The sequence below is a fragment of the Streptomyces herbicida genome (assembly GCF_032656585.1).
GTDB lineage: Bacteria > Actinomycetota > Actinomycetes > Streptomycetales > Streptomycetaceae > Streptomyces > Streptomyces herbicida.
The window spans coordinates 32146-56474 of record NZ_JAUYWJ010000007.1; the positions used below are offsets into that span (position 1 = coordinate 32146).

A 24329-nucleotide genomic window follows, 5' to 3' on the forward strand; every position below is an offset into this window, starting at 1 on the left:
TTCGGCGTCACGGCTGATCACCTTCGGTGCGGAGGCGATAGCGCTGGAGCTTGCCGGTCGCCGTGCGCGGCAGCGCGTCGAGGAAGACGATCTCGCGCGGGCACTTGTACGGAGCCAGCTCGGACTTCACGAAGCCGCGCAGGGCGTCGGCGTCCCGTTCCGCGCCCTCCTTCAGCACGGTGTAGGCCACCACCACCTGTCCGCGGACCTCGTCCGGCTGCCCGATCACCGCCGCCTCGACCACGTCCGGGTGGCGCAGGAGCGCGTCCTCCACCTCCGGTCCGGCGATGTTGTACCCGGCCGAGATGATCATGTCATCGGCGCGGGCGACATAGCGGAAGTAGCCGTCGTCCTCGCGGACGTAGGTGTCGCCGGTGACGTTCCAGCCGTCGCGCACATAGTCCCGCTGCCGCGGATCGGCGAGGTACCGGCAGCCGACCGGCCCGCGCACGGCGAGCAGCCCGGGTTCCCCGTCCGGCACCGGATCCCCGTTCTCGTCCTGCACCCGCGCCTGCCACCCCGGTACCGGAACACCCGTGGTCCCGGGCTTGATCCGCTCGTCGGCGGCGGAGATGAAGATGTGCAGCAGCTCGGTGGCGCCTATGCCGTTGATGATCCGCAGGCCGGTGCGCTCGTGCCAGGCCCGCCAGGTGGCGGCGGGCAGGTTCTCCCCGGCGGAGACACAGCGTCTGAGCGAGGAGGTGTCATGGCCGTCCAGGTCGTCGAGCATCGCGCGGTACGCGGTGGGCGCGGTGAACAGGACGGAGACCCGGTGCTCGGCGATCGCGGGCAGCAGCCGCTTGGGAGTCGCCTGTTCGAGGAGCAGTGCGCTGGCGCCGGCCCGCATCGGGAACACCACGAGTCCGCCGAGGCCGAAGGTGAAGCCCAGCGGGGGACTGCCCGCGAAGACATCGTCCACATGTGGTTTGAGCACATGCTTGGAGAAGGTGTCAGCTATGGCGAGCACATCCCGGTGGAAGTGCATGCACCCTTTCGGGCGACCGGTGGTGCCGGAGGTGAACGCGATCAGGGCGACGTCGTCGGCCGCGGTGTCGACGGCGGGGTACGGAGTGCCCGGCGCGGGGCGGTTGAGGAGGTCGTCCGGGGCGTCACCGCCGTACGTCGTGATGCGCAGCCCGGGGATCTCGGCCTTGGTGAGGTCGTCGACGGCCCGGATGTCGCACAGTGCGTGTCCCACCCGGGCGATCGAGCAGATCGTGCCCAGCTCGTGCGGGCGCTGCTGGGCCAGCACGGTGACGGCCACCGCGCCCGCCTTCAGCACCGCCAGCCAGCAGGCCGCGAGCCAGGGGGTGGTGGGGCCGCGCAGCAGGACGCGGTTGCCGGGGACCACGCCCAGGTCGCGCGTGAGGACATGCGCGATGCGGTCGACGTGGGCACGGAGGTCGCCGTAGGTCCAGATGTCGCCGGCGGGCGCGTGGAACACGGGACGCGCCGGGTCGGCGTGGTGCATGAGCTCGACGGCACAGTTCAGCCGCTCGGGGTAGTGCAGCTCCGGCAGGTCGAAGCGGAGCTCCGGCCACTGCTCCGGTGGTGGCAGGTTGTCGCGCGCGAAGGTGTCGACGTGCGCCGAGACGTTCATGACGGTTCGCCCCCTTGCCTGGTGGGCTCGCGTGGGCTCGTGGTGCGCTCGCGCAAGGAGCGTATCGTGTTGGTGACGGCAGTCAACAGTACGCGATACCGTCGAGTGGGGGTCGATGGCGACCCGCCGTGGAGGGAGGACCGGCAGTGCCCGCATTCTCGCTCGAACCGGAACAAATCGCCTGGTGCGCCGAGCTGCGTGTCCTGACCGCGGAGCGGCTGCGCCCGCTCGCGGAGAAGGGTGAGCCCGGCCGGGTCGACCGGGCGCTCCTCGCGGAACTGGGCCGGCTCGGTCTGCTGTCGCGCCTGTTCACCTCCGGCGCCCTGGACCTCTGTCTGATGCGCGAGTCCCTGGCCCAGGCCTGCACGGAGGCCGAGACGGCCCTCGCCCTCCAGGGCCTCGGCGCCCACCCGGTCCACGCCCACGGCACCCCGGCACAGCGCCGGCGCTGGCTGCCGCGCGTGTCCGACGGCACGGCGGTGGCCGCGTTCGCGCTGAGCGAGCCGGGTGCGGGCTCGGACGCGGCGGCGCTCGGCCTGCGGGCGGATCCGCAGGGGCCGGGGAGCTGGCGGCTCACCGGGCAGAAGTGCTGGATCTCCAATGCCCCCGAGGCCGACTTCTACACCGTCTTCGCGCGGACCACCCCCGATGTCGGCGCCCGCGGGGTGACCGCCTTCCTGGTACCCGCCGACCGGCCCGGCCTCACCGGCGCGCCCCTGGAGATGCTCTCCCCGCACCCCATCGGCAGCCTCGACTTCGACTCCGTACCCGTGACCGGGGACGACGTGCTCGGGGAGGTCGACCGCGGTTTCCGGGTCGCGATGGGCACGCTCAACCTCTTCCGCCCGAGCGTCGGTGCCTTCGCGGTCGGCATGGCCCAGGCGGCGCTCGACGCGACCCTCGCCCATACGTCCGGACGGGACGCGTTCGGCGGCAAGTTGAGGGATCTTCAGGCGGTCGCCCACCAGGTCGCGGAGATGGCGCTGCGCACGGAAGCGGCCCGGCTGATGGTCTACGCGGCGGCGACGGCCTACGACGAGGGCGCCCCGGATGTGCCCAAGCGCGCCGCGATGGCGAAGCTGCTGGCCACCGAGACCGCCCAGTACGTCGTCGACGCGGCCGTCCAGCTGCATGGAGCCCGGGCGCTGGAGCGGGGCCATCTGCTCGAACACCTCTACCGCGAGGTGCGCGCCCCGCGCGTCTACGAGGGTGCCAGCGAGGTCCAACGCGGCATCATCGCCAAGGAGTTGTACGCCACCGCCCACCGGGAGGCCCGTCCGTGACGACCGAGCGCGTCAATCCGCCCGACCTGTCCCCGCCCGCCGGCTTCTCCCACGCGGTCGTCGCCACCGGCACCCGCGTGGCCTTCCTCGCGGGCCAGACCGCCCTCGACACCGACGGCAAGGTCACCGGCGACACCCTCCCCGAGCAGTTCGAGAAGGCACTCGGCAATCTCCTCACCGCCCTGCGCGCGGCCGGCGGCACCCCCGCCGACCTCGCCCGCGTCACCGTCTACGCCACCGACGTCGCCGCCTACCGCACCCATGCCCCCGAACTCGGGCGGATCTGGCGCCGGTTGGCGGGCCGCACCTATCCGGCCATGGCGGTCGTGGAGGTCGTACGGCTGTGGGACGAGCAGGCGATGGTCGAGCTCGACGGCTTCGCGGTGCTGCCCTAGAGCCTTTTTGGCCCGGAACTCAGGCGGCGACCGCCGGCCGCTCGGCCGGGGCCCGGTGCGGCTCCACGACGCTGCCGTCCGCGTGCAGCTCACCCGTGTCGTCGAAGACGATCCCCCCGTCGCACAGCAGGCTCCAGCCCTGCTCGGGGTGGGCGGCGACGACGTGCGGGGCGCCGCTGTCGTGAGTCGGGGTCCGGTGGGAACACATGGCACACCTCCGCGTCGGATGTGACGGGTGCCTGCGGCCTGTTCGCCGCCCGGCACGAGTAGACCATGCTCCCCTCGTGAACTCCTCGGAACGGCCTGAAGCGAAGTGTGACAACTCGCGGACAACTCCCTGACCGTTCCACGACCGCCGTGACTCGCCACCGATGGAGTGACGTTCACACACGGTGCCGCGCCCGCCCGGTACCAGTGGGAACCCCCCACTGCACGATCGGAAAGGCCCCCCATGCCCCTACGTCCCGCCCTCGCCGCGGCCGCCGCCGGAGCCGCCGCGCTGCTGCTCGCCGCCGTCGCCCCCGCGAGCGCCGACCCGAACGAGACCGTGACCGTCGATCCGACGGGCCGCGTCGCGGCGGACGGCACCGTGACCCTCTCCGGCACCTATCGCTGCACCGGCGGCACGGGACCGGTGTTCGTCAGCAGCACCGTCGGCCAGGACTCCTCGACGGTCCGCTACGGCATCGGCGGCACCAAGGCGGTGTGCGACGGCGCCGCACACACCTGGGTGAACACCGGCAAGGTCGAAAAGGGACGGCTCAGCCCCGGCGCGTCCCACGTCGAGGCCACCGTGATGGAGCTGCGCCCCGAAGGCGGTCTCCCGCTGCCGTACTTCCACGCCCAACAGCAGCAGGAGGTGACGCTCGGCCAGGGCTGAGCGCGTGCACGCAGCGGCCCGGCGCACCTGGTGCGCCGGCCGCTCGACGTTCAGGCCGCTCCGTGGCTCATGACGTCGTCCGAGCAGGCGATGTGGATCGTCAGGTCGGCCGGGGCCGAGCGCTTGAGGAAGGGCCAGGTCTGGGCCTTGCGCACGGTGATGATCCAGCCGGTGGCGTGGTCGTTCATCCGGTCCTCGGTGACGTCGGTCCGATCCGTGCCGAGGACCGCGTCCTGCTTGGCGCTGATGGTGTATCCGCCGCTGTAGGCGTGCTGTGCGGCCGGGCAGAGCGCTTCGTGCGGCCGGCCGTCGGCACCGCCGGGGACGAACACCGAGAAGTGGTGCGGCGGTTGGGGCGGGTCGGCCACGGCAGGGGCGGCACACACGAGCAGGGCGGCGGCTCCCGCGACCGCGGTGACGGCGGTACGTGTTCGGGGCATGGGGGTGCTCCTGGCAAGGGGGACAGGGGACTGGACGGGATCATTGCAGCCGTCGTGCCGTCGAGGCCTCCGCCGGACACGCAGCGTTGCACCCCATCGGGGCAAAGCGGCCAATCTTTCGAGAAAGCGGTCACATTTCGCTATGCTGTGTGATTCACTGGCGCCATTCTGTCACTCTATGTGGCCGCGTTCTCGTCCCCTGACGTTCTCGTCCCCCCACGCCTTCGTCCCCTGCCGCCGGACACCCGGGCGGCGGTGCCCCTGCCGCCGCCCGCTGCCGTCCGGTACCTCCCCCGCCCGTCCCACCAAGGGAGTTCCATGTCCGCTCAACTACCGCTGCGCGACAGCACAGAGATCCAGGGCGACATCCTCGCGGGTTCAAGGTCGAACAGGTCGACGCGATCGTGCCGGTCCCCGACGAGCAGTCCGTGAACGGCGAGAGCAGCTACTGGCTCTTCCACACGGTGGGCGGCACGCAGGTCTACCGCCGCATCTACCTCTCCTGCGACGCCCGGCACGCCAGCCGCACCGTCGGCGACGACCGGGCGCTCAGCGCCTGGCGCTCCCTCAAGGACGTCAAACGGGTCGACGCGGTGCTGCCGGTGCCGGACCTGCGTCGCGTCGACGGCAAGACGCAGTGCTGGCTCTTCCACACCACCGCGCAGGGCCGGCGCTACCGTCTGATCTCCATCGCCGACGGCGGCATGCACACCGACGAAGCGGTCCGCAGCGACCGAGACCTGACCCAGTGGACCTCCCTGCGGGGCGTCACCAAGGTCGACGCCTTCCACTTCGTCCCCGGCAAGTACCGGATGAACGGACAGACCTGGACCTGGGTCTTCCACAACCAGCAGTACCGCCTCATCAGCATCGCCGACGGCTTCGGCCACGCCGACACCCTGCTCCGCGAGGACCGCCCGAACACGGCGTGGTTCCGCGGGGCCTGACCTTCCCACCCCCAACCGGCCCGGCAGAACATGGCTCTGCCGGGCCGGTTGGATGCCCTCGCAACAGGTCTTCCGTGTGCTCCGCGAGCAATGGACACGCCGCGTCGCGCTGCGATAGCGGTTGGCGGGAATGTTGATCAGTAAAGATGACCTTCAGGGGGCGAGCAGCGGCATTCCGGTTGCAAGTGCCGAGCGGCGGATCAGGCCCGGGGCACGCGTCTTACGCCGAGACGGCGATGTCCTGAGCAGCCTTGGTCAGCTCCCGCAGCATCGCCTTCACCGAGGGCACGGACTTCGATGCGGGCAGTGTCAGGGCGACGACCTCCCGGTGCGCTGCGGGCTCAAGTCGTAGCGCCCGCACGGTTCCCGACGGCAGGGATCTCCGTGTCATCTCGGGCAGGACGGCCACTCCCAGTCCGGCCTTCACCAAACCGATCACCGTGGGGTAGTCATCGGTGGCGAAGTCGATCCGCGGGGAGAAGCCTTCGCTCCGGCACAGGTCCACCAGGTGACGGCGGCAGCGCGGACAGCCCGCGGCCCAGGGTTCGTCGGCGAGGTCGGTCAGTTTCACCTGCCGCGCACCTGCGAGCCGATGGTTCTCCGGAACCAGGGCGACCAGCGGATCGGCGAGCAGCGGGCGGACGATCAGATCGTCCCATGCGAGCGTGGCCGCCGCCTCGCTTCTCGCACCGGGGACTTCCGGATACCGGAATGCGAGTGCGATATCGCAGTCTCCGTTGCGCAGTATGTCGATCGAGTCCGGAGACGTGGATTCAGCCATGGAAACCTTGATTTCCGGCCATCCGGCGCGCATTGAGGCGAGCGCTGAAGGCACCAACGTCGATGCCGCGCTCCGGAATGAGACAAGTCTCACCCGCTCGGCGTCGAGACCCGCCAGAGACGCGACTTCTTCCTGCGCGGCGCGGAGTCCGGCGAGAATGCCGCCGGCATGCCGTACGAGTACCTCGCCCGCCTCGGTCAGGCGTATTCCGCGCCCGGCGCGGATCAGTAATGGTGTCCCTACGGACCGCTCTAACGTCTTCATCTGCTGACTGACGGCGGGTTGAGTGCAGCCGAGTTCCCGGGCGGCCGCAGTGAAGGAGTCGGCCTGCGCAACGGCGCAGAGCACGCGGAGATGGCGGGCCTCGATCATGGACCGGACCCTAATCGACCAGGAGGGGAATGGTGTCACATGCATCGATGTGAGGTGTCTCACCCGGCCCCCTATAAGGCGCAGTTATGGCCTTCCATGGAAAGGGTTTGAATTCGCGCGACGAGAGTGGCGCCACAAAGCGGACAATGGCCTGGATTTGTGGTGCGGAAGCGGAGGGGGCTGACTCACATCAGTCCTCTTTATTCAATCCAGAAGAACTTTTTTGAGTTGCCGCCCGTGCGCGGCTCCGTGTAGAAAACAGCCATGCACGCCAAGATCGTCAGCACGGTCCACGGTACCTTTGGAGAAATCCTTCAAGGCTATACTCTTGGCGCCGACGGGTTTGACCACTTTCTCTTCACGGCGCCGGTCGACGAGCTTCGTTCCGAGGCCCGTTTGCGGCGTACCGGGGTGTCATCCACGCAGGCGCTCACCATCAGTCCCGCAGACCGCACCAAAGCGCTGTCCGCCTACGAGAAGATGAGCCGTGAGCTCGGTTGCCCGACCGGCGGCGTGGCCATTGAGATAGTCTCAAACATCCCCGTGGCAAAGGGATACGCGAGTTCGACGGCCGACATTCTCGCGGCAGCTTTGCTCTGCATTCGGGAAACGTACCCGGATACTCCCGAGCAGATAGCGCATGCCTTGGCGCTCTCCGTGAGCCGACGACTCGAGTATGGCGACTACCTCCTGCATCCAGGTATCGCCGCCTGCGCTCAGCGCAGGCAGGAGCTGATCGCCAAGTACCACACGGACCTGCGGTGGACCATCGTCGGGTTGGACGAAGGCGGCCTGGTGCGCACCGAGGAATTCCACAGAGAGTGCCCTGAGGATGCCGGGAAGGCGCGCGTCTACGAGCAGTTGTTCAACGAGCTCGACGCGGCTCTCCGGGTGAACGACGGGGCCGCGGCTGCCGAAGTCGCCACACGGAGCGCCGAACTGCACAACGACCGGCTCCCCAAGAAGACGCTGAACACCCTCAAGGAGATGGGACGAGACCTCGGTGCCCTGGGCATCTGCGTGGCGCACAGCGGCACCCTCGCCGGTCTCATCTTCTCCAGGCACCAGACGGATCACGACCGTCGAGTCGCGGCATGCCACGCAGCCCTGCGATCCCGCGACTTTGAGAGCAGCACGTTCACATTAAAGGAATCGAGGCGCTGATGAGCCGAGCGACGACAGCTCCCGTGGAGGAGAACGGCCCACCGGCACGCCACGGCACAGAGGATCCACCGCAAGTTACGGCTGAACCGCCCGCCGGGCCGAAACGCGGCCGATATCAGCTCATGGTGCTGTGCGCGGTCTGCTGTCTGGCCCTCGGCGGCGTCTTCGTGCGGATCAGCGAAGTGGGTCCGGTGGCGACCGGCGCGTACCGCTCGCTCTTCGCGGCTCCGATGCTGCTGGGGATCGCCTTCAGCACAGCACGGAGGGCGCCCGGGAGCGCCCGGATGTCGCGAAGCGCCCGCATCGCGGGGCGCGACCGGCTGATGATCGTGCTTGCCGGGCTGTTCCTCGCCGCTGATCTGTGCCTGTGGAACATCTCGTTCCTGTACACCTCGCTGGCCGAGTCGAATCTGCTGGCCAATCTGGTGCCCTTCGTCATTGCGCCCCTGTGCTTCTTCCTCTTCGGGGACCGGCTGCCCTGGCAGGTCGTCTTCCCCGCCATGCTGGCCCTCGCCGGTCTGTACATCCTGGTGATCCTCGGTACCGGTCTCGACCCGAAGCATCTGCAAGGTGATCTGCTGGCGCTGGCCACGGCGGTGTTCTACGCGCTGTTCCTCGTGATCGCCAAGGGGCTGCGCGAGCGCTACGAAGCGACGCGCATCATGGCGAGCCTGAGCCTGGTCTGCGCCCTGGCATGCATCGTGGTGGCGGTCTGCTTGAGCGAGAGCCTGTGGCCCCACAGCGGCCGGGGCTGGCTGGTGCTGATCGCACTGGCCGTGACCTCCCAAGTCCTCGGCCAGACCCTCATGGCCCACGCGGTGAAGTTCCTGCCCCTGCAACTCGCCGCACTCTTCGTGCTGCTCCAGCCCGTGGCAGCCGCCGTCTACGGGTTCTTCCTCTTCGACCAGCACCTGAGCCTGCTGCAACTGGCGGGCATCGCCATGCTGCTCGTCTCGATCTTCTGGGCCAAGAACCTGCTGGAGGGACGGAAATGAGCCGCAGTGACCTCGACCCCTATGACGTCATCGAGGAGTTCAGCCGACTCACCACACTCGACTGCGGTGCTCTGGAGGGTGGTTCGCTCCGGTTACGGGCGATTCACGGCAGCCCGGCCACGGAGTCGAGCTTCAAGTCGATCCTCGGACTGGGGCTCCTGCTGCTGGGCCGCGAGCAGGGCCTCCTCTCCGAAGGGCAGCCCGTCATCGAGTCCACCTCGGGCTCTCTCGGCCTGGGTCTGGCCGTCGCGGGGCGGCTGCTCGGGCATCCGGTGCACCTCGTGACCGACCGAGGCATCCCCGACGTGACCCGCCGCAAGACAGAACTCGCCGGTGCGGTGCTGCATTTCGCCGAGCGACCGCATCCCGTCCTCGGCTCCCAGCAGGCCCGGGACGATCTCCTGCAGGCGATACGGGCCGATCATCCCGAGTACTACTGGACGAACCAGAACGACAGCCCTCTCAACCCGCTGGTGTACACGCGTTGGGTGGTCCCGCACCTGACGGCGTCCCTGGACTTCTCCCGCATCGTCGCCGGTGTCTTCTGCGTCGGCAGCGGCGGGCACTTCGCGGCGCTGTCGGCGATGCTGCAGGACAAAGGCATACCCTCCTACGTCGCCGACCGGGAGGGTTCGATCACCTTCGGCGGCGAGCCGGGCCGGAGCATTCTGCGCGGCACCGGAAACCAGAACCGGATTCCAGCCGTCATCGACTCCGCGCGTTCACGCGTGACCGGCGTCTACCAGGTGTCCGACGCGCAGGCATGTGCGGGAGTGCGGGAACTGGCGGCCCAGGGAATCAGCGTGGGCGGATCGTCCGGCGTCTGCTTCATGGGGGCACGCCAACTCGCCCGGGATCTGGCTCCTGAGACGGACGGGGAGATCCTCACCTTCTTCGCCGACCGCGGCGAGCTGTACGGCACCACGCTCTTGGACGGAGGAACCATCGGTGATTGACCCGGGTATGTGGAGCAGGGCCCCGGCGACACGGCAGCTCTACCACGAGGACCCCTACGCCACTTGTGCGACCGCCACAGTGCTGGCGGTGAGCGGGCACCACGCCGTCTTCGACCAGTCGATCTTCTACGCGGAGTCCGGCGGCCAGGTGGCCGACCAAGGAGTGATCAACGGTTCGCGGGTGGTCGATGTACAGAAGGCGGGAGGACGCCCGTTCCAGCTGCCCAACGGCGAAGTCGCCACGGTCGAGGCGGTGTTCTGCCACGAGTTCGAAGCTCCTTGCACCCTCGCCGCGGGTGACCGGGTGACGATGGAGATCGACTGGGAACGCCGGTTCCGCAACATGCAGATGCACACCCTCGCGCACTACCTCTTCCACGCGACCGGGGAGTACCTCGCGTCCCGGGGGACAGCCCGCTCCACCCGCGGCTGCCGGATCAGCGACGATGCTGCACGCTTCGACTTCGGCTGCGCGATCCCCGGTGAGGCGGTGACCGAGATCCAGGAACGGGTGGAGGAACTGCTCGCGACCTCCCCGGAGGCGACTGTGCGGCCCTTGCCCGACACCCATGACGTCTTCATCTGGCGCTCCGGCGGCATCGAGATCCCCTGTGGCGGGACACACGTGCAGCATCCCCGGGAGATCCGGGGAACGATCAAGGTCCGTCGCCGCACCAAGGGCAAGGGAGGCACCCGTCTCTACGTCGAACTGGACCGGCATGAACCCTGAGGCGCCCACAGCCCCCGGCGGGCTCCGGCCGACGGCGCGTCCGGTGCGCCGGCAAGTCGGCCGAGAGCGGCAAGGGCCGCAGGACGAACCGGAGTTCATCGACTCCCTCGACGCCCTGCGTCGTCGTCGGACACTGAAGTGGCAGGTCGGATCGCCCGACCCTGATCGCATCTGCCTCGGTGTCGCCGAGATGGACGTGGCCACACCGCAGTTCCTGCGCACGGCACTCACCGACGCCGTGCGCAACGGCGAGACGGGGTACGGCCTGTGCGAGGAACAGGAGGCGGCGTGCAAGCGCTACCTCCAGCGGGAGCACGGCGCCTCGATCGTCCGGGCGCGGTGCACCACCGACGTGCTCACCGCTCTTCGCACCCTGATGGGACTCCAGTTGGCGCCAGGCAGCGGTGTCATCGTCGAAACACCGGTGTACGGCGACCTGTTCGGCGTCATCCGGGAAGCCGGGCATGTTCCGGTGCCGGTGCCACTGAGCCGAACGGCGGATGGCCACCGGCACGACTGGGCGGCACTGACCGCCGCCGCGGAGGCCGGCGCGCGGGCCTGGATCCTGTGCCAGCCGCACAACCCGGTGGGGCGTGCGTGGACCCGCGAGGAGACGGCACACGCCGTGTCCCTGGCGGTGGCGCACGACCTCCTGGTGTTCGCCAACGAAGTGCACATTCCCCTGGGTCTGACCGATGCGCAGCCAGGCTCGGTGTTCGCCGACCCTGGTGCGCACGACGTGCGTGGCTTCGGCTTCACTTCGGCGTCGAAGGCTTTCAACATCCCCGGTCTCAAGAGCGCCACCGTCTATGCGCCGCAGCGCACGGCCGACACGCTGTTACAGGTTCCGCAGAGCCTGCTGGGGCGGCCGGGCAGCCTCGGTGCCATCGCCACCGTCGCCTGCTATGAACAGGGCCTCGACTGGCTGCACGCCCTGCGCGGCAGGCTCGCGGAGTCTGCGGCCGTGGTGGTGGACGAGCTCGGCGGCCTGGGCCTTGAGGTGGCCGCCGCCCTTCCGCAGGCCACCTATCTGGTGTGGGCCGGATTCCCGCGCGCGGCTCAGGCACGGGCTGTCACCGGCGCTCTCGAAACCTCAGGCGTCCATGTGCTGGCCGGAACGGCATTCGGCGGGCCCGCGTTCGAGCACTGGTTCCGTATCAATGCCGCCGCCCATCCGACGGTCCTGCGGCATGCCTTCGCCCGTCTTCGGTCCGCGCTCCGGAGCCGTAACCCTTCCATGGGCTCCTGACGCGGCTCGTGGACGGGAGAGCCGGGACGACCGGGACCGCCGCGCCAAGGCGTGCGCCGGCTTGGCGCCCGGTCTCACCGGTGCTGACCGGTAGTCCCGAGCCAGCCGAGGCGGGCCGCCCGCACTCCCGCTTCGAAACGACTGCGGGCGTCGAGCTCGGTCATGATCTTGGATACGGTCCGCCCCACGGTCCTCGCGGACACGTCGAGTTGGCGAGCGATCTGCTGATCGGTGAGCCCTTGGGCGAGCATGCGCAGGATGTCCCGCTGCTGCCCGTCCGCGGCCGGCCGGTCCTCGTCGGCGATGGGCTCCGAGTCGTCCCACAGCCCGTGGAAGAGGTAGCGCAGCATGTTCGTGGTATCAGGGCACCGGGAGACGGAGATCTGACCCGGCTCCGGGATGACCAGGGCGGTGCCGAAGTCGACCAGGGCGACCGTGACGGGCACGTCGGGAGCGGTGCGGACCTGGGCCTGGGTGCGGTTCTGCCACCGTACGTACGTCGCCATGGCGGGGTCGTTCAGCACTTCCTGTTCCCAGATGACGTGGATCCGGACCCAACGCTGAAGCAGCCAGGTGATCACCTTGGCCTCTTCACGGATCTCTTCCGGCCGTAGTGTGCCCCGCGACCGCAGCAGCGTGACTTCGTGGCGGGCCGAGGACAGCCCATGGGCGAAGCCGGAGAACGGACTGCCGGACGCCCCGGCGGTGCGGGCCTCGGGGGCCCGGCGCGTGGCCCTGGGTTGGGCGATGGCGACGGCCATGGCTGGTCTCCTGTTTTGTGCGAATGAGAGGACAGGGCGGGGGAGGCTCCGGGGGACGGCGGTGCGGAGTGAGGCGGGGAGCGCGCGGAGACGCGGCAGGAGGGACGAGAAAGAGCGGTGGAAGGAGGGCATCGAGTGTCAGTCGGAGATGCGGATGTCGACGACCTTCGGATCGTCCTCGGGGTAGCTCGGGTCCGGTGGACGTTCGGCGGCAAGTGCCTCGTTCAGCCGCGCCGAGTCGAGCCGGCCCAGCCAGTTGGTGATGACGAGAGCGGCCACGGTGTTGCCGATGAAGTTGGTGACGGCCCGCGCCTCGGACATGATGCGATCGATGCCGACGACAAGGGCGACCCCGGCCAACGGGACGGAGTGCGTGACCGAGAGTGTCGCTACCAGGGTGAGGAGTCCGGAACCCGTCACCCCCACCGCGCTCTTGGACGTGAGTACGGCGACGGCGAGGAACAACAGCTGGTGGCTCACCGAAAGCCCCCCGCCCGTCGCGGTCGCCACGTACATGGCGGCCATGGTGAGGTAGACGCAGGTCCCGAGCAGGTGCAGTGAGTACCCGCCGGCGAGCAGCGGTGCTCCGGTGGCCCGGGGCACTCCCGCCAGTTCGAGCTTGCGCAGGACTCGGGGGTAGACCGGTTCGGAGGACGACGTGCCGACGACGACGAGCAGTTCGTGCCGCAGGTATCGCAGCAGACGGAGCAGGGAGAAACCGTTGGCGCGGGCGACCAGGCCAAGGCCGCCGACGATCACTGCCCCACAGGTGAGATAGAAGGCGAGGACGAAGGAGAGCAGACCGCGCATCGGTACGAATCCGAAACGGCCGACGGTGAAGGCGGCGCCGCCGAAGGTGGCGGCGGGCGCCGCGGTCACCACGATGCGGACCATGCAGAACATGATGTGTCCGAGGCGGTCCACGAGGTCCAGTACAGGGGCGCCCCGCTGACCCGACATGACCAGGGCCGCTCCGAACAGGACTGCGAGGAAGAGGACTTGAAGGGCGTTCCCGCTGGTGAATGCTGACATGAAGGAGTGGGGGATGATCCAGTCGAGGTTGGTGACGCCGCCCAGACCGGCCGCTTCCCTCTCCAGGGGTGCCACCACGCCCCTGTCGATGTGTGCATCGGCCCCGTGCGGGACGGGGAGCAGGGCGAGCGCGTTGCCCACCAACAGACCTATGACAAGGGCGAGGGTGGTCGCCGCCTCGAAGTAGAACAGGGCTCTCAGGGAAAGCCCGCCCAGGCCGCCGCGACCGCCGATGGCGGCGATCCCGCCGACGACGGTGGTGAAGATGACCGGGGCGATGAGCAGGGTCATCACGGAGATGAACGTGTCCGCCAAGAACCGCATGCGGACGGCGAACTCGGGTGCCACGAGCCCGAGGAGGGATCCCGCGAGCAGGCCGACCAGCACCCAGAAGGTCAGCGTGCGGTGAAACCCCCGGCCTTGGTAGGACTTCGGCATACCTCACCCCCGTCGACGCCATGATGTCCGGCCTGCTGGAGATGCTAGGGAGGCGGTGCGAAGGCTGTGAGCGAGGAACGACAGAGGAATGTGAGACCTACGCAATATCTGTCTGTGCAAATGACCATGCAATAGTTGCAGGATCTGGGCGAGGACAGTTCTGGACCACTCTGTCCCGCCCCACTTTTCGATTTTTCGATCTGCGCGACGCGGGCGGGGGCTGCGGCATGAAGGCGCTGTTGGTAGAGGACGACCTTGAGATCTTCGAGGCACTGTCCGAGGGACTCAGGCAGCACGGCTGGGTGGTCGAACACGTGTCCAGTGGTGAGGCCGCTCTGCAAGCGGACCTCACCTGTGACATCGTGCTCCTCGACCTCAATCTGCCGGACATGGACGGACTGGAGGTGTGCCAGAACCTGCGGGTGAGGACCGGGGTGCCCATCATCGCGGTGACGGCCCGTTCCGACGAGCTCGACATGGTGCTGTGCCTGCGGCTGGGAGCCGACGACTACATTGTCAAGCCGTACCGCCTCCAGGAGTTGCTGGCCAGGATGGCGGCGGTGCGCAGAAGGGTCGGCTCGCGGCCGGCCGCGCAGGAGCCACCGGAGCCGAAGAAGCCGGACCCCCACGTCATCGCCCACGGCCGGCTCGTCATCGACGAGCTCGAACGGCAGGTGCGGCTCGACGGCCAGCCGATCCGGCTGACCTTGAAGGAATTCGAGTTACTGCTGCTCCTCGCGCGGTCCCCACGGCGTGTCTTCACCCGCTCCCATCTCCAGGAGGCTGTGTGGTCCGACCGATGGATCGGAACCTCACGCACCCTGGACTCCCATGTCTCGGCCTTGCGCCGCAAGCTGCGTGAACCCGGCTGGATCAAGACCGTGCGAGGGGTGGGCTTCAGCTTCGAGCCGCAGCCCGCCGCTGCCGACTGAGGCCGCGGCCCTGTGCGCCTCACCCATCTGACGCTCATGGGCGTCCTCGTCGGCGCCGTCATCGCCGCCCTGCTCGCACCTTTGGGCTGTCTGTTCGCCCGGGAGGCGGGCCGGGACGCGATGGGCCGGCTCACGGCCACCGCCACCGTGGCGGGCTCCCGCGTGTCCGACGCTCTGCGCTCCGTCGGAGCGGAGAGGACAGCGACCAGGCGGACACCCGAAAGGCTGGAACAGCTCCTCGCCGGCATGTCGCACGGGCGTGGCACGGAACTGTCCGTCCTTCTGCCTGACGGGAGGATCGTCACGACCGGCGACCGGCACCTCGTCGGCAAGGTCATCGGCAGGCTGCCGCGCCGGGGGGCAGCCGCGATTCCCGGACTGCGAACGGCGCCCGTGCCGATGGTGCCGGCCCCCGGCTCCTTCCTCTCCGTACGGATGACCGTTCCAGTCGGCGGCCAGAGCGCCGCTGTGCTCCTGGTCCGGGCACCCGCGGACGACTTGCGCTCCGACGTCCTGCTGCGCTGGGCCGTGCTGGTGGCACTGCTGCCCACCGCGGTGCTCTGCTGCATGGTTCCTGCCCTCGCGCTGCACCGCCGCTCGGCACGATCCGTGCGGGACATCGGGGCCACCTTGCGCGCGCTGTCGGAAGGGGCGTACCACACCAGGGCCGAGACTCATTCCCACGGCTACCACCTGAACGAACTGGCCACGGTGGTCAACACGCTGGGGGCCACAGTCCAGTCCGCCATGGAGGAGTACCGCACGTTCCTCGCCGATGTGGCCCACCAACTGCGCAATCCGATGATCGCGATGCGGCTGCGGATAGAGAACCTGCGCCCCTATCTGCCGGCGGCGGAGGCGGAGCGGCAGACCCGGCTTCTCGCCGACGTCGACCGCATGGACCGGACGCTCACCGACCTGCTGGACCACGCCCGTCGGCTCCCGGCCGACCGCAACGCCCAGGTCGTCGACGTGTGCGACATCGCCGAGGAGTGCGTCCGAGCCTGGGCGGCCGTCGCCGAGCAGCGCGCTGTCCGGCTCAGCCTGAGCCGGCCCCGGCGTGCCTGGGCACTGGCCCGCCCGGGGGCCGTCGAGCAGGCCCTGAACGTCCTGCTCGACAACGCTCTGAAACACTCCCCGGAAGGCGGCGTGGTACGGCTGTCCATCGCGGTGACCGGGCCGCGGCTGAGAATCGAAGTGAGCGATGAGGGGCCCGGCCTGCCACACGCGGACCGCGAGGCGGCCCTGGAGCGCGGCTGGCGGCGTGGTCCGGCCGCCAGCAGCGGTATCGGACTGTCCATCGCGGCGAAGCTCATCGAGTCGTCCGGCGGACGGCTGGAGCTGCGGACCGACGACGCACCGGGACTGAACGCCGTACTGCACCTGGCGAGCGCGGCACCCGAGTGGGCCGGGTCCGGACAGGCCGACAGGTGAACTGTCCGGTACCAGATCCCAGTTGACGTAATGGGGACAAGGAGCCGGTCTTGAGTTCTGTCTCGGTGCGACCGATGCGAGCATGGGCCCTCAGACGGCCAGTCGAATCCCAGTGTGATTCAGGGGGAAGGGGCTTCCGGCATGACCATCGTCACCATCCAGGGCCAGCGGCTCGACGACCCGGCGCAACTCGTCGCCACCGTCGACGAGTTCCTGCAGGACTCAGAAGGTGACCTGATCGGCTACTGGAATGTGCCGCTGGACGAGAACCTGCTTCTGGAGCTGTTCCTCGGCGCAAGGGAGTGGACCGGTGCGGGCACGGCGCGCGTGATCTACCCCCACGGTGCCCTGCGCGACGCGCGGCTGTCCTTCGAAGCCGCCCGGCAGCGCGAGCGCGGCGCCCTGGTGGGGCAGAGCGCCTGGCTGCCGCCGGGCGCGATGCTGCTGACCTCCGCCGGAGCCATCGTCACCACCCGGCCCGAGAGCGGAGGCTTCACAGCGGTGCGGGACCCCAGCCTGCTGCGGGCGCTGCACTCGCTGGCCGAACTGCTGTGGCGCCGCGCCGAGATCGTGCCGGCCCAGCCTGAAGATCCGCCGACCGAAGCCGAGCAGCAGTTGCTGCGCATGCTCATGGAGGGCCTCACCGACCAAGCGGTGGCGCGTCGGCAGGGCACGTCCGAACGGACGGTGCGTCGGATGGCGGCGCAGTTGATGGAACGTCTGAACGCGGTGAGCCGCTTCGAAGCGGGCGTCCGCGCAGTCGAGCGGGGCTGGATCTGACCTGCCCTGTTCCAGGACCTAGGGAGGAATGATCTGTGGGCGACAGCGAACGACGCGGCCGGAGGCGGCTGCGGTCGCTGATGGTGGACACGACCGCGTTCCGAAAGTCCCGTGACTACCGGCTGCTGCTGATCGGCGGGGTGTTCAGCCGCATCGGCTCGCAGATGACGACGGTCGCGCTGCCGCTGCAGATGTACCGGTTCTCCGGGTCCCCATGGCAGGTCGGCCTGCTCGGACTGGCGGAGTTCGTGCCGTTCGCCGTGCTCTCGTTGTTCGGCGGAGCGATCTCGGACCGGTACGACCGGCGTCACGTGCTCATCGCCTCCCAGGCGGTCATGGCGGCGGTCATCGCTACGCTCGCCGTAGCGACCGGGACGGGGGTGGCAAGTCCGGGTCTGCTCTACGTGCTGGCCGCCGGGACGGGCGCGGCGTCCGCCTTCGACGGGCCGGTGAGGCAGGCACTGCTGGTGCAGGCGGTGCCCAAGGAGTACATGCGTTCAGCGGTGTCCCTCTCGTACGGAATAGTGCAGGCGACGCTGGTCCTAGGGCCGGCGCTGGGCGGATTCTCGGTGGCGTGGTTCGGCTTCGCCCCCGTCTACGCGGTGGACGCCCTCACGTTCGCCGTGCTCATCGTCTCGGTCGCGATGGTGCGTCATCGGGCACCCGCACAGCCGGTGTCCGGGCGGCCGTCGGTCCTCGGTTCCCTGGCGGAGAGCATCAGGTTCGTCCGGCGGGAGCGAGCGGTGCTGGGAAGCTTCGGCATCGACCTCATCGCGATGACCTTCGGCATGCCGCGGGCGCTGTTCCCGGTGCTGGCCCTGCACGTCTACCACGTGGGTCCCGAAGGCACTGGTCTGATGCTGTCCGCCGTCTCTTTCGGCGCACTGGCCGCAGCGCTCACCACAGGGTGGCTGGGCCGGGCGCGCCGCCTGGGCCGCGTGGTCGTCGGCGCCGTGCTCATCTGGGGCGCCGCCATCGCGGTGGCCGGGGCGATGCCGAACTTCCCGGCGGCGCTGGTGTGCCTCGCGGCGGCGGGAGCGGCCGACAGCGTGAGCGCGGTGTGCCGGTCGACCATCGTGCAGACGATCACCAGTGACGAGATGCGCGGACGGATGTCCGCCATGTTCGTGCTTGTCGTGGGCAGCGGCCCCTATCTCGGGGACGCCGAGGCGGGCGGGATCGGCTCGCTGTTCTCGCCGCGGGTCTCGGTGGTCTCCGGGGGGCTGGTCTCCATGGCGGGCGCGTTGCTCATCGCGGTGACGTGCCCGCAGCTGTACCGGTTCGACAGTGAGGACTATGCGCAGCGCGACGAGGCCGCGAAGGCGGACGGCGACGACCCGCCAGGCGCCTCGGGCGAGCGCCGGGCCCACTCGGCCCGGAAGGGGAAGAGTTCCCTCGCCGAACCGGTTGAGGTCGCCGACCAGTAGTGCTTCGCCGCATGGAGCATCTCCGGGTCTTCTCCTCCCGGGAGGAGAAGACCCGGAGATGCCTGCAGTCTCAGCTCGTCGTAGGGCAAGGGAGGCGAAGACGTACGACCCCCGGTCAACTCTCCACCGCTGCAACGGTCCAACCGGCTCCGCCCAACGCGGGAAGAGTTCCGCCGTCGATCCGGTCGAGATCGCTCACCAGCACCGTGTGCCAGTGTCCTGCGGCCAGTTGGCGGGCGCTCGCGTCCAGGGCGCACGGTGTGACACCGGCCAGGAGGGACACGTCGTCATCGACGGCATGTGCGGCGCGGCCGAGGCCGAGTTCCTGGGACAGCAGACCCGCCAGGTCGCTCTGGCCGCCGTGGGACATGACGACCGCGCCCGCGGCGAAGTCCCCCGCGACGGTCCGTTCCGTGTCCGTGACGCCCTCCGCCATACTCCGGGTGACCTCGTCCAGGAGGGTGACCGCCTCCGCGGTGACGGACAACCCGACGTCCGTGATGATCCGGAGGTCCGTCGCGCGGGGCCTGCGTACCAGCCGGCTGCGGGCGATGTACGCGTAACCGTGGTCCTCGCGAAGCGTGCGCGCGAGTCGCGACGAGGGCTGACCACCGAACACCAAGTCGCAGACGCGCCAGGCGGCGCCGTCCGTAGCGCGTCCGGTGCCACGTCGGTCGTGCGGCACGACCAGGACGCGGCGCAGCGTGGTCTGAGCGGCCCCGGGACGGTGGACCGCGATGTTGCGGGAGCCGGTCACGGCGGGTGGCAGGGCCGGTACGGGGACGGGGGCGCGGCCGAGGTGGCCGAGGAACTGCTCGACGAGTCCGACAGCGTCCTGCGGGACGACGTCGCCGACGATCGCGATGCTTCCCCCCGCCGTGGTGATGCCCGAGCATCCGGCGAGAACCTCGTCGGGGCTCAGGGTGCCGATCAGCTCGGGACCCGGCCACTCATAGGCGTAGGGCGAGGCGTCGCCGTACGCCGAGCGCAGCGCGGTGGCGGTGGCCACGACGTCCGAGTCGTCCGCGCCGGCGCGGCCGGCCTCGGAGAGATCGTGGATCGCCGCGCGGACGGCGTCCCGTCCGGGGGCGGGCCGGTCGATCGCGGAGCCGATCTCGCGCAGCAGCGCGGCGAGGGCCGCGGCGGGCGCCGTCGCGGCGACGCAGAGGTGGTCCTGGTCCGCGGCGGCGACCAGATAGCCGCCGCGGCGGGCGCTTTCGGCGCGGGCGGGGGCGGCGTGGCCGAACAGCACCTCGGCCGCGACTTCGGCGGCGGCGACACCCCGGGGGCCGGGCATGGGCATCGGGAGTCGCAGCCGCACCTCGACAAGGGGCACGGTGGCGAGTCGCACGGCGTGGGCGGTGAAACCGCCCGCATCCGCCGTGTGCGAGTCGAGGTGGCGGCGGGTCCGGACGGCGGTCATGAGCGGGTTCCCTTGTCCTGGGGCCGGACAGCGAGTACGGCGGGCGGTGTGCGGAGGATGCGGGTGGCGCAGCGGCGGATGTCCTCGGCGCCGACGGAGGACACCAGCGAGGGGTGTCCGAGCAGGCGGTCGGCCGAGCCGTGCAGCACGCCGTGTGCGGCGAGCGCCCGCGCCTGGCCCGTGCAGTTCTCGAGCGACCGCCAGAACGCGATCAGGGAGAACAGCGCGGTTCCCTCCATGCTCTCCTCGTCGACGTCGGTCGCCAGCCGTGCCACTTCGTCCCGGACGAGCTCGACGGCCCGGTCGGGGTCCGCTTCCCGCACCAGGTGGGCCTCGGCGACAAGCAGCTTGGGACTGTGGCACTGCAGGGGGTCGTTGAAGCCGACGTAGCAAGACGTCATGCGGGCGATGCCGGTGTCCAGCACCAGCCGGTCGTGCAACCGGCTCTCGCTGCCGCCGCCGAGCATGTCGGCGAGCAGCATGGCCGCGGCGTGCTCGCGGGGGCTCGTCCCGGCGGAGGGCACGGGCCAGCCGACGGCGACGGCGGGGGAGGCGATGAACGGGTCGGTGCCGGTGTGACGGCCGGGGACGAAGACGGCGGGGCCGGGCGTCGGGAGCGGCGGTGGTGGCCCGGCCTCCGGCCAGGCGCGCAGCATGACCGCCCGCACCTCTTCCGGATCGACGTCGCCGACGACGGCCACGCTGAGGCGGCTGGGGTGGTAGTGGCGGGAGAAGAAGGACTCGGCGGACGCGACCGTAGCCCGGGCCAGCGACTCGCGGGTCCCGTAGCCGTTGTGTCTGTTGGCGTGGTCGCGGAACGCCACGGCGGGCAGCCGGGCCCAGGGGAAGCCGCCGAGCGGCTGGTTCTCCACGTTCGAGGCGATCTCCTCCAGGACGATCTCCCGCTGCCGCGCTACGGCCTCGGAGGTGAGCAGCGGGCGGGTGAAGCGTTCCGCCTCGTCCCGCAGTGCCTCCGCCAGCGCGTGATGGGGCAGTTCCTGCCAGTAGAGGGTGTGATCGAGGTGGGTGGAGGCGTTGGTCGTACCGCCACGGTGGTGGACCTGCTGGAGGAAGCCGCCGTCCTCGTCGCCGCCCCGGAACATGAGATGTTCCAGCAGGTGGGCGAGGCCCTCCTCCCCCGGGGCTTCCGTGCGGAAGCCCGCCGGTGCGCCGACGGCCACGCCGACGACTCCGGCTCCGGGACGCGCTGAGACGAGCACGCGGGGTCTGCCCGGTGGTTCCAGGACGGTCACGGGAATGCGGTGGGAGGCGAGGGCATGGATGAGGGCGCGCCGTTCGGAGCGGGGCGCGGTGTCCGGGCCGGCCGTCATGACCGGGTGCGTCCGGTGGATGTGGACAGGACGCGGCCGATGAGTCCGGCGACCCGCTCGACATCGGCGGTGGCCGCTCCGGCGTTGAGCCGGAGGTGGCCGGTGCCCAGAGGGCCGAACCGGCTGCCCGGCCAGACTCGGGCGCCGCACTCGGCGAGGAGGTGTCGGGCGGCCTGGGTGTCGGTCATGTCGGTTCCTTTCAACTCCACCCACAGGCAGGTGCCGGCCTGAACCGGTGTGACCCAGCGGGGTGGGAAGGCGGCGGCCAGGACGGGGAGGTTGCGGGAGATCTGGGCGCGCGAGGCGGCCACCACGGCGTCGTAGCAGCGCAACGACATCCCGAGGGCGACCTGGCCGGGAACAGGGGCGCTCATGGTCAGTTCCCAGGAGGCATGGGCGGCGAGGGCCGCGGTCTCACGGGAGGCGGCGAGCCAGCCGATGCGCAGACCGCTGAGCCGCAGTGCCTTGGAGGCGCTCCAGATGCCCGCCGACCGTTCCGGGTCGGCCCAGCGCAGCGGTGAGACATGCGTACCGTGCCAGACCAGGTCGTGGAATACCTCGTCACTGAGCATGAACAGCCCGTACTGGTCCGCGAGTTCGGCCGCAGTGCGGTTCTGCGGGGCGGTGAAGACACGTCCCGTGGGGTTGTGCGGTGTGTTCCACAGCAGCGCACTGCAGCGGGGGGCGTGCGCGGCGATCACTTCGGCCCAGCGGGCGTCGCCGGCCGAAGTGGGCACCGGATAGCGCTCGACGTGACGGCCGAGGGTCCGGATCGTGCGGGCGTAGAGCGGCAGAGCGGGATCGGGCACCAGGACCGTGCCGCCGGCCGGTACGCGGGCCAGCACGAGTGCCGCGAAGGCCCCTGTGGCTCCCGCGGTCAGCACGGTTTCCTCCCCCGTGACCGGGCGCGGTCCGCGCTCGGTCAGGTGTCGTGCGACGTCCTCGCGCAGGGCCGGGTTACCGCCGGGCGGGGTGTAACCGCTGGGGCGGGCGAGCAGCGCCGCGACGGCCGCTGCCACGACATCGGGCGGCCGAAGGACGACGTCCGCGGATGTGAGATCGACGAAATGAGACATGTGAGGATCACCGCGGATCGTGCTAGCAACGGTCAGGACAGCGTCACCCGAAAGATCCGAACGCGACAGGAGCCTGCATGGACCGCCCACTGGCCGCCCTTCTCGACAGCCTCTACCAAGAGGGCCGGGCACACGACGGGCCGCTGGCCGACCGGCTGCTGCGGTTGCGCAACATGACGCCGGAGGCGGCGGGCCTGATCGCCTTGCTGATCCGGGCTCAGCGCGCCAAGTCCGTGCTGGAGATCGGTACTTCCAACGGCTACTCGGCCATCTGGTTCGCCGACGCCGCGCGGGACACCGGTGGCCGGCTGACCACGGTCGAGACGGACGCGGTCCGGGTCGAGGCCGCCCTGCGCAATCTCGAACGCGCCGGAGTGTCGGATCACGTGGACGTGGTGCACGGCGACGGGGGCGAGGTGCTGGCGCGGACCGAGGACGCGTCGGTCGACCTCGTCGTCCTGGACGCCGAACGCCCCGCGTACGTGGAGTACTGGCCGCAGTTGCGCCGGGTACTGACACGGCACGGCATGGTGGCGGTGGACAACGCCGTGAGCCACCGCGACCAGCTCACCGCCTTCCGCGCCCTCGTGGCGGAGACCGGTGACTTCGCGGTGGATCTACGGGAAGTGGGTGACGGGGTGTTCACAGCGGTCCGGATACGCTGAATCATCGCGCGTCCGCCGGGCCGCGGCGGCCGGCTCGGCCCGCTTGGCCGGGTCGGCCGCCCCGGGACGCGGCTCACTCCGGGGCGAGGGCGAAGCTGTAGTTGTCGGCCAGGTACTTGGCCATGCTCGCCATGTCCTGCCACGTCTCGCGGTTGGTGTGCGCGAAACAGGCGTCGAGGGTCTCCTTCAGGGAGGGGTCCTCGCGGAGCCAGCCGTCGATCGTCTCGCCCGTATACACGACGTGGTTGATCTCGTCGACCATGATGTGCTCGATGACCGGGATCATCTCGTCGGCGATGTCCCGCCGCGGCATTTCCCGGAGGGCGTCGAGGTAATAGCGCAGAACGGTCCACGAGCGGATTTCGATGGAATGCACGCGGCAGATGAAGGCCCGCAGGTCGTCGTCGAAGTCCATCACCATGCCGACCTGCTCTTCCCCGTCCGACAGGTCGACTTCGACGGTCTGATATCCGGTGAGCTGAACCATGTTCAGAAACAGCCGGCTGTGCTTGAGTTCCTCGCCCACATGGCGATTCATCTTCTTGCGCAGATCCTCGTCCGCGTATTTCTCCGCGATGATCTGGATGCGGGCCGCACCCTTCGCCTCGTCGATTCCGTTCTGCACGAGGTTCCAGGCGATCATGCGGGGACTGTCGAACAACGTCCGCGTGATGCCGTACATGGCCGGCACCTGGTAGGAGAGCTGGTGGTCGAGCGCCGCCGTCATCGACTCGATGTAGAGCGGACCCAGCTCGATTTCGCGTTCCTTGTAGAGGTTCTTCAGGTCAGCCAAGACGTCGTACACTGCCGGGCTCCTTTTTCGGTGATGAGATCGGCAGGAAAGGGAGGCGTCCTGTCGCGGACGCCTCCCGTCCCTCGATGCCTTACTTCTTCTCGCTGGGCTTGGCGAACGCCGAGTTGGCGCGAACCAGGCGCGGCGGCTCCTGCCCCGGGGCGGCAAGCTTCTTGCCGATAACCGCCTCGAGCTTGGTGTTGAGCTGCTGAGTGGAAGCCATTTCGAATCACCTCCTCGTTTTCCGACCTGCCACAGATCTTTCGCCGGACCGGCATCATGTGTCAATGAAATCCAGGGCAGTTGGCCGGGTCATGACGGCGCGGTCGGAAAGCGGCCAGAGCGCTTCTCCCGGCACACCGAATGTTTCACGGTGGAGTTCGCGTCCGGCGAACTGAAAGGAAGAGCCGCATGTGGAACATCGAGCTGACCTGTGCGCTCGACC

Annotated in this window: 25 protein-coding genes; 14 read left to right on the forward strand and 11 right to left on the reverse strand. The window is 69.6% G+C overall.

The features are described 5' to 3' along the window. Positions 1-7: 7 nt before the first annotated feature. On the reverse strand, positions 8-1600 hold the full coding sequence (locus tag Q8A52_RS16300) for an AMP-binding protein (RefSeq protein ID WP_316752608.1): 1593 nt from the start codon (positions 1598-1600) through the stop codon (positions 8-10). A gap of 146 nt (positions 1601-1746) precedes the next feature. On the opposite strand from Q8A52_RS16300, the gene Q8A52_RS16305 reads away from it, so the two are divergent. Further along, on the forward strand, positions 1747-2883 hold the full coding sequence (locus Q8A52_RS16305) for an acyl-CoA dehydrogenase family protein (RefSeq protein WP_316752610.1): 1137 nt from the start codon (positions 1747-1749) through the stop codon (positions 2881-2883). After that, the gene (locus tag Q8A52_RS16310) at positions 2880-3278 is read left to right on the forward strand and encodes a RidA family protein (protein WP_316752613.1); all 399 of its coding nucleotides are present in this window, start codon (positions 2880-2882) and stop codon (positions 3276-3278) included. The genes Q8A52_RS16305 and Q8A52_RS16310 overlap by 4 nt, the downstream gene beginning before the upstream one ends. Before the next feature lie 19 nt (positions 3279-3297). On the opposite strand, the gene Q8A52_RS16315 is transcribed toward Q8A52_RS16310, so the two are convergent. Then, on the reverse strand, positions 3298-3486 hold the full coding sequence (locus Q8A52_RS16315; protein WP_316752616.1) for a DUF5999 family protein: 189 nt from the start codon (positions 3484-3486) through the stop codon (positions 3298-3300). 243 nt (positions 3487-3729) lie between these two features. Here Q8A52_RS16315 and Q8A52_RS16320 point away from each other — a divergent pair, with 243 nt between their 5' ends. Beyond that, positions 3730-4158 carry a DUF6299 family protein gene (locus tag Q8A52_RS16320; protein ID WP_316752619.1) on the forward strand — a complete coding sequence of 143 codons (429 nt, stop codon included), beginning with the start codon at positions 3730-3732 and terminating at the stop codon, positions 4156-4158. A 50-nt stretch (positions 4159-4208) separates the two neighbouring features. Here Q8A52_RS16320 and Q8A52_RS16325 read toward each other — a convergent pair whose 3' ends face one another. Then, a complete protein-coding gene (locus tag Q8A52_RS16325) occupies positions 4209-4598 on the reverse strand; it encodes a hypothetical protein (protein WP_316752621.1) in 390 nt (129 codons plus the stop codon). Between the two features lie 404 nt (positions 4599-5002). Here Q8A52_RS16325 and Q8A52_RS16330 point away from each other — a divergent pair, with 404 nt between their 5' ends. Next, positions 5003-5545 carry a hypothetical protein gene (locus tag Q8A52_RS16330; RefSeq protein WP_316752623.1) on the forward strand — a complete coding sequence of 181 codons (543 nt, stop codon included), beginning with the start codon at positions 5003-5005 and terminating at the stop codon, positions 5543-5545. 220 nt (positions 5546-5765) lie between these two features. Here Q8A52_RS16330 and Q8A52_RS16335 read toward each other — a convergent pair whose 3' ends face one another. Beyond that, positions 5766-6698, reverse strand: coding sequence for a LysR family transcriptional regulator (locus Q8A52_RS16335; protein ID WP_316752626.1), 933 nt, complete (start codon positions 6696-6698; stop codon positions 5766-5768). Positions 6699-6962: 264 nt separating this feature from the next. Here Q8A52_RS16335 and Q8A52_RS16340 point away from each other — a divergent pair, with 264 nt between their 5' ends. The 5 genes from Q8A52_RS16340 to Q8A52_RS16360 all read left to right on the forward strand — a co-directional run bounded on the left by Q8A52_RS16340 (position 6963) and on the right by Q8A52_RS16360 (position 11792). Continuing rightward, entirely contained in the window at positions 6963-7862 is a 900-nt protein-coding gene (locus Q8A52_RS16340; protein ID WP_316752627.1) for a GHMP family kinase ATP-binding protein, read from the forward strand. 122 nt (positions 7863-7984) lie between these two features. Next, positions 7985-8857, forward strand: a complete 873-nt coding sequence (locus tag Q8A52_RS16345; protein ID WP_316752631.1) for a DMT family transporter — start codon at positions 7985-7987, stop codon at positions 8855-8857. Next, a complete protein-coding gene (locus Q8A52_RS16350) occupies positions 8854-9813 on the forward strand; it encodes a pyridoxal-phosphate dependent enzyme (RefSeq protein ID WP_316752632.1) in 960 nt (319 codons plus the stop codon). Before Q8A52_RS16345 ends, Q8A52_RS16350 begins: the two co-directional genes overlap by 4 nt. Then, the gene (locus Q8A52_RS16355; RefSeq protein WP_316752636.1) at positions 9806-10543 is read left to right on the forward strand and encodes an alanyl-tRNA editing protein; all 738 of its coding nucleotides are present in this window, start codon (positions 9806-9808) and stop codon (positions 10541-10543) included. The genes Q8A52_RS16350 and Q8A52_RS16355 overlap by 8 nt, the downstream gene beginning before the upstream one ends. 43 nt (positions 10544-10586) lie before the next feature. Next, the gene (locus Q8A52_RS16360; RefSeq protein ID WP_316752638.1) at positions 10587-11792 is read left to right on the forward strand and encodes an aminotransferase class I/II-fold pyridoxal phosphate-dependent enzyme; all 1206 of its coding nucleotides are present in this window, start codon (positions 10587-10589) and stop codon (positions 11790-11792) included. Between the two features lie 74 nt (positions 11793-11866). Here Q8A52_RS16360 and Q8A52_RS16365 read toward each other — a convergent pair whose 3' ends face one another. Both Q8A52_RS16365 and Q8A52_RS16370 read right to left on the reverse strand, forming a co-directional pair. Beyond that, positions 11867-12553 carry a helix-turn-helix transcriptional regulator gene (locus Q8A52_RS16365; protein WP_316752640.1) on the reverse strand — a complete coding sequence of 229 codons (687 nt, stop codon included), beginning with the start codon at positions 12551-12553 and terminating at the stop codon, positions 11867-11869. Positions 12554-12691: 138 nt separating this feature from the next. Then, positions 12692-14023, reverse strand: coding sequence for a cation:dicarboxylate symporter family transporter (locus Q8A52_RS16370; protein ID WP_316752642.1), 1332 nt, complete (start codon positions 14021-14023; stop codon positions 12692-12694). A 227-nt stretch (positions 14024-14250) separates the two neighbouring features. On the opposite strand from Q8A52_RS16370, the gene Q8A52_RS16375 reads away from it, so the two are divergent. From Q8A52_RS16375 to Q8A52_RS16390, 4 genes are all read left to right on the forward strand, one after another. Beyond that, positions 14251-14955, forward strand: a complete 705-nt coding sequence (locus Q8A52_RS16375) for a response regulator transcription factor (protein WP_316752644.1) — start codon at positions 14251-14253, stop codon at positions 14953-14955. 12 nt (positions 14956-14967) lie between these two features. Next, the gene (locus Q8A52_RS16380; RefSeq protein ID WP_316752646.1) at positions 14968-16389 is read left to right on the forward strand and encodes a sensor histidine kinase; all 1422 of its coding nucleotides are present in this window, start codon (positions 14968-14970) and stop codon (positions 16387-16389) included. A 141-nt stretch (positions 16390-16530) separates the two neighbouring features. Beyond that, positions 16531-17169: a helix-turn-helix transcriptional regulator gene (locus Q8A52_RS16385; protein ID WP_316752649.1), complete on the forward strand. Its 639-nt coding sequence runs from the start codon at positions 16531-16533 to the stop codon at positions 17167-17169. A gap of 35 nt (positions 17170-17204) precedes the next feature. After that, positions 17205-18596 carry an MFS transporter gene (locus tag Q8A52_RS16390; RefSeq protein ID WP_316752652.1) on the forward strand — a complete coding sequence of 464 codons (1392 nt, stop codon included), beginning with the start codon at positions 17205-17207 and terminating at the stop codon, positions 18594-18596. A gap of 115 nt (positions 18597-18711) precedes the next feature. Here Q8A52_RS16390 and Q8A52_RS16395 read toward each other — a convergent pair whose 3' ends face one another. From Q8A52_RS16395 to Q8A52_RS16405, 3 genes are read right to left on the reverse strand one after another with little or no spacing between them, the layout of a single operon-like run. Continuing rightward, positions 18712-20019 carry an insulinase family protein gene (locus Q8A52_RS16395; protein ID WP_316752655.1) on the reverse strand — a complete coding sequence of 436 codons (1308 nt, stop codon included), beginning with the start codon at positions 20017-20019 and terminating at the stop codon, positions 18712-18714. Beyond that, entirely contained in the window at positions 20016-21350 is a 1335-nt protein-coding gene (locus Q8A52_RS16400; RefSeq protein ID WP_316752657.1) for a M16 family metallopeptidase, read from the reverse strand. The genes Q8A52_RS16395 and Q8A52_RS16400 overlap by 4 nt, the downstream gene beginning before the upstream one ends. Further along, positions 21347-22426, reverse strand: a complete 1080-nt coding sequence (locus tag Q8A52_RS16405; RefSeq protein WP_316752658.1) for a pyridoxal phosphate-dependent aminotransferase — start codon at positions 22424-22426, stop codon at positions 21347-21349. Before Q8A52_RS16405 ends, Q8A52_RS16400 begins: the two co-directional genes overlap by 4 nt. Positions 22427-22503: 77 nt before the next feature. Between Q8A52_RS16405 and Q8A52_RS16410 the strand changes: the two genes are divergently transcribed. Next, a complete protein-coding gene (locus Q8A52_RS16410) occupies positions 22504-23091 on the forward strand; it encodes an O-methyltransferase (protein ID WP_316752661.1) in 588 nt (195 codons plus the stop codon). Between the two features lie 73 nt (positions 23092-23164). Here Q8A52_RS16410 and Q8A52_RS16415 read toward each other — a convergent pair whose 3' ends face one another. Further along, the gene (locus tag Q8A52_RS16415; RefSeq protein WP_316752663.1) at positions 23165-23896 is read right to left on the reverse strand and encodes a hypothetical protein; all 732 of its coding nucleotides are present in this window, start codon (positions 23894-23896) and stop codon (positions 23165-23167) included. A gap of 79 nt (positions 23897-23975) precedes the next feature. Further along, the gene (locus Q8A52_RS16420; RefSeq protein WP_316752666.1) at positions 23976-24107 is read right to left on the reverse strand and encodes a hypothetical protein; all 132 of its coding nucleotides are present in this window, start codon (positions 24105-24107) and stop codon (positions 23976-23978) included. Between the last annotated feature and the right edge of the window lie 222 nt (positions 24108-24329).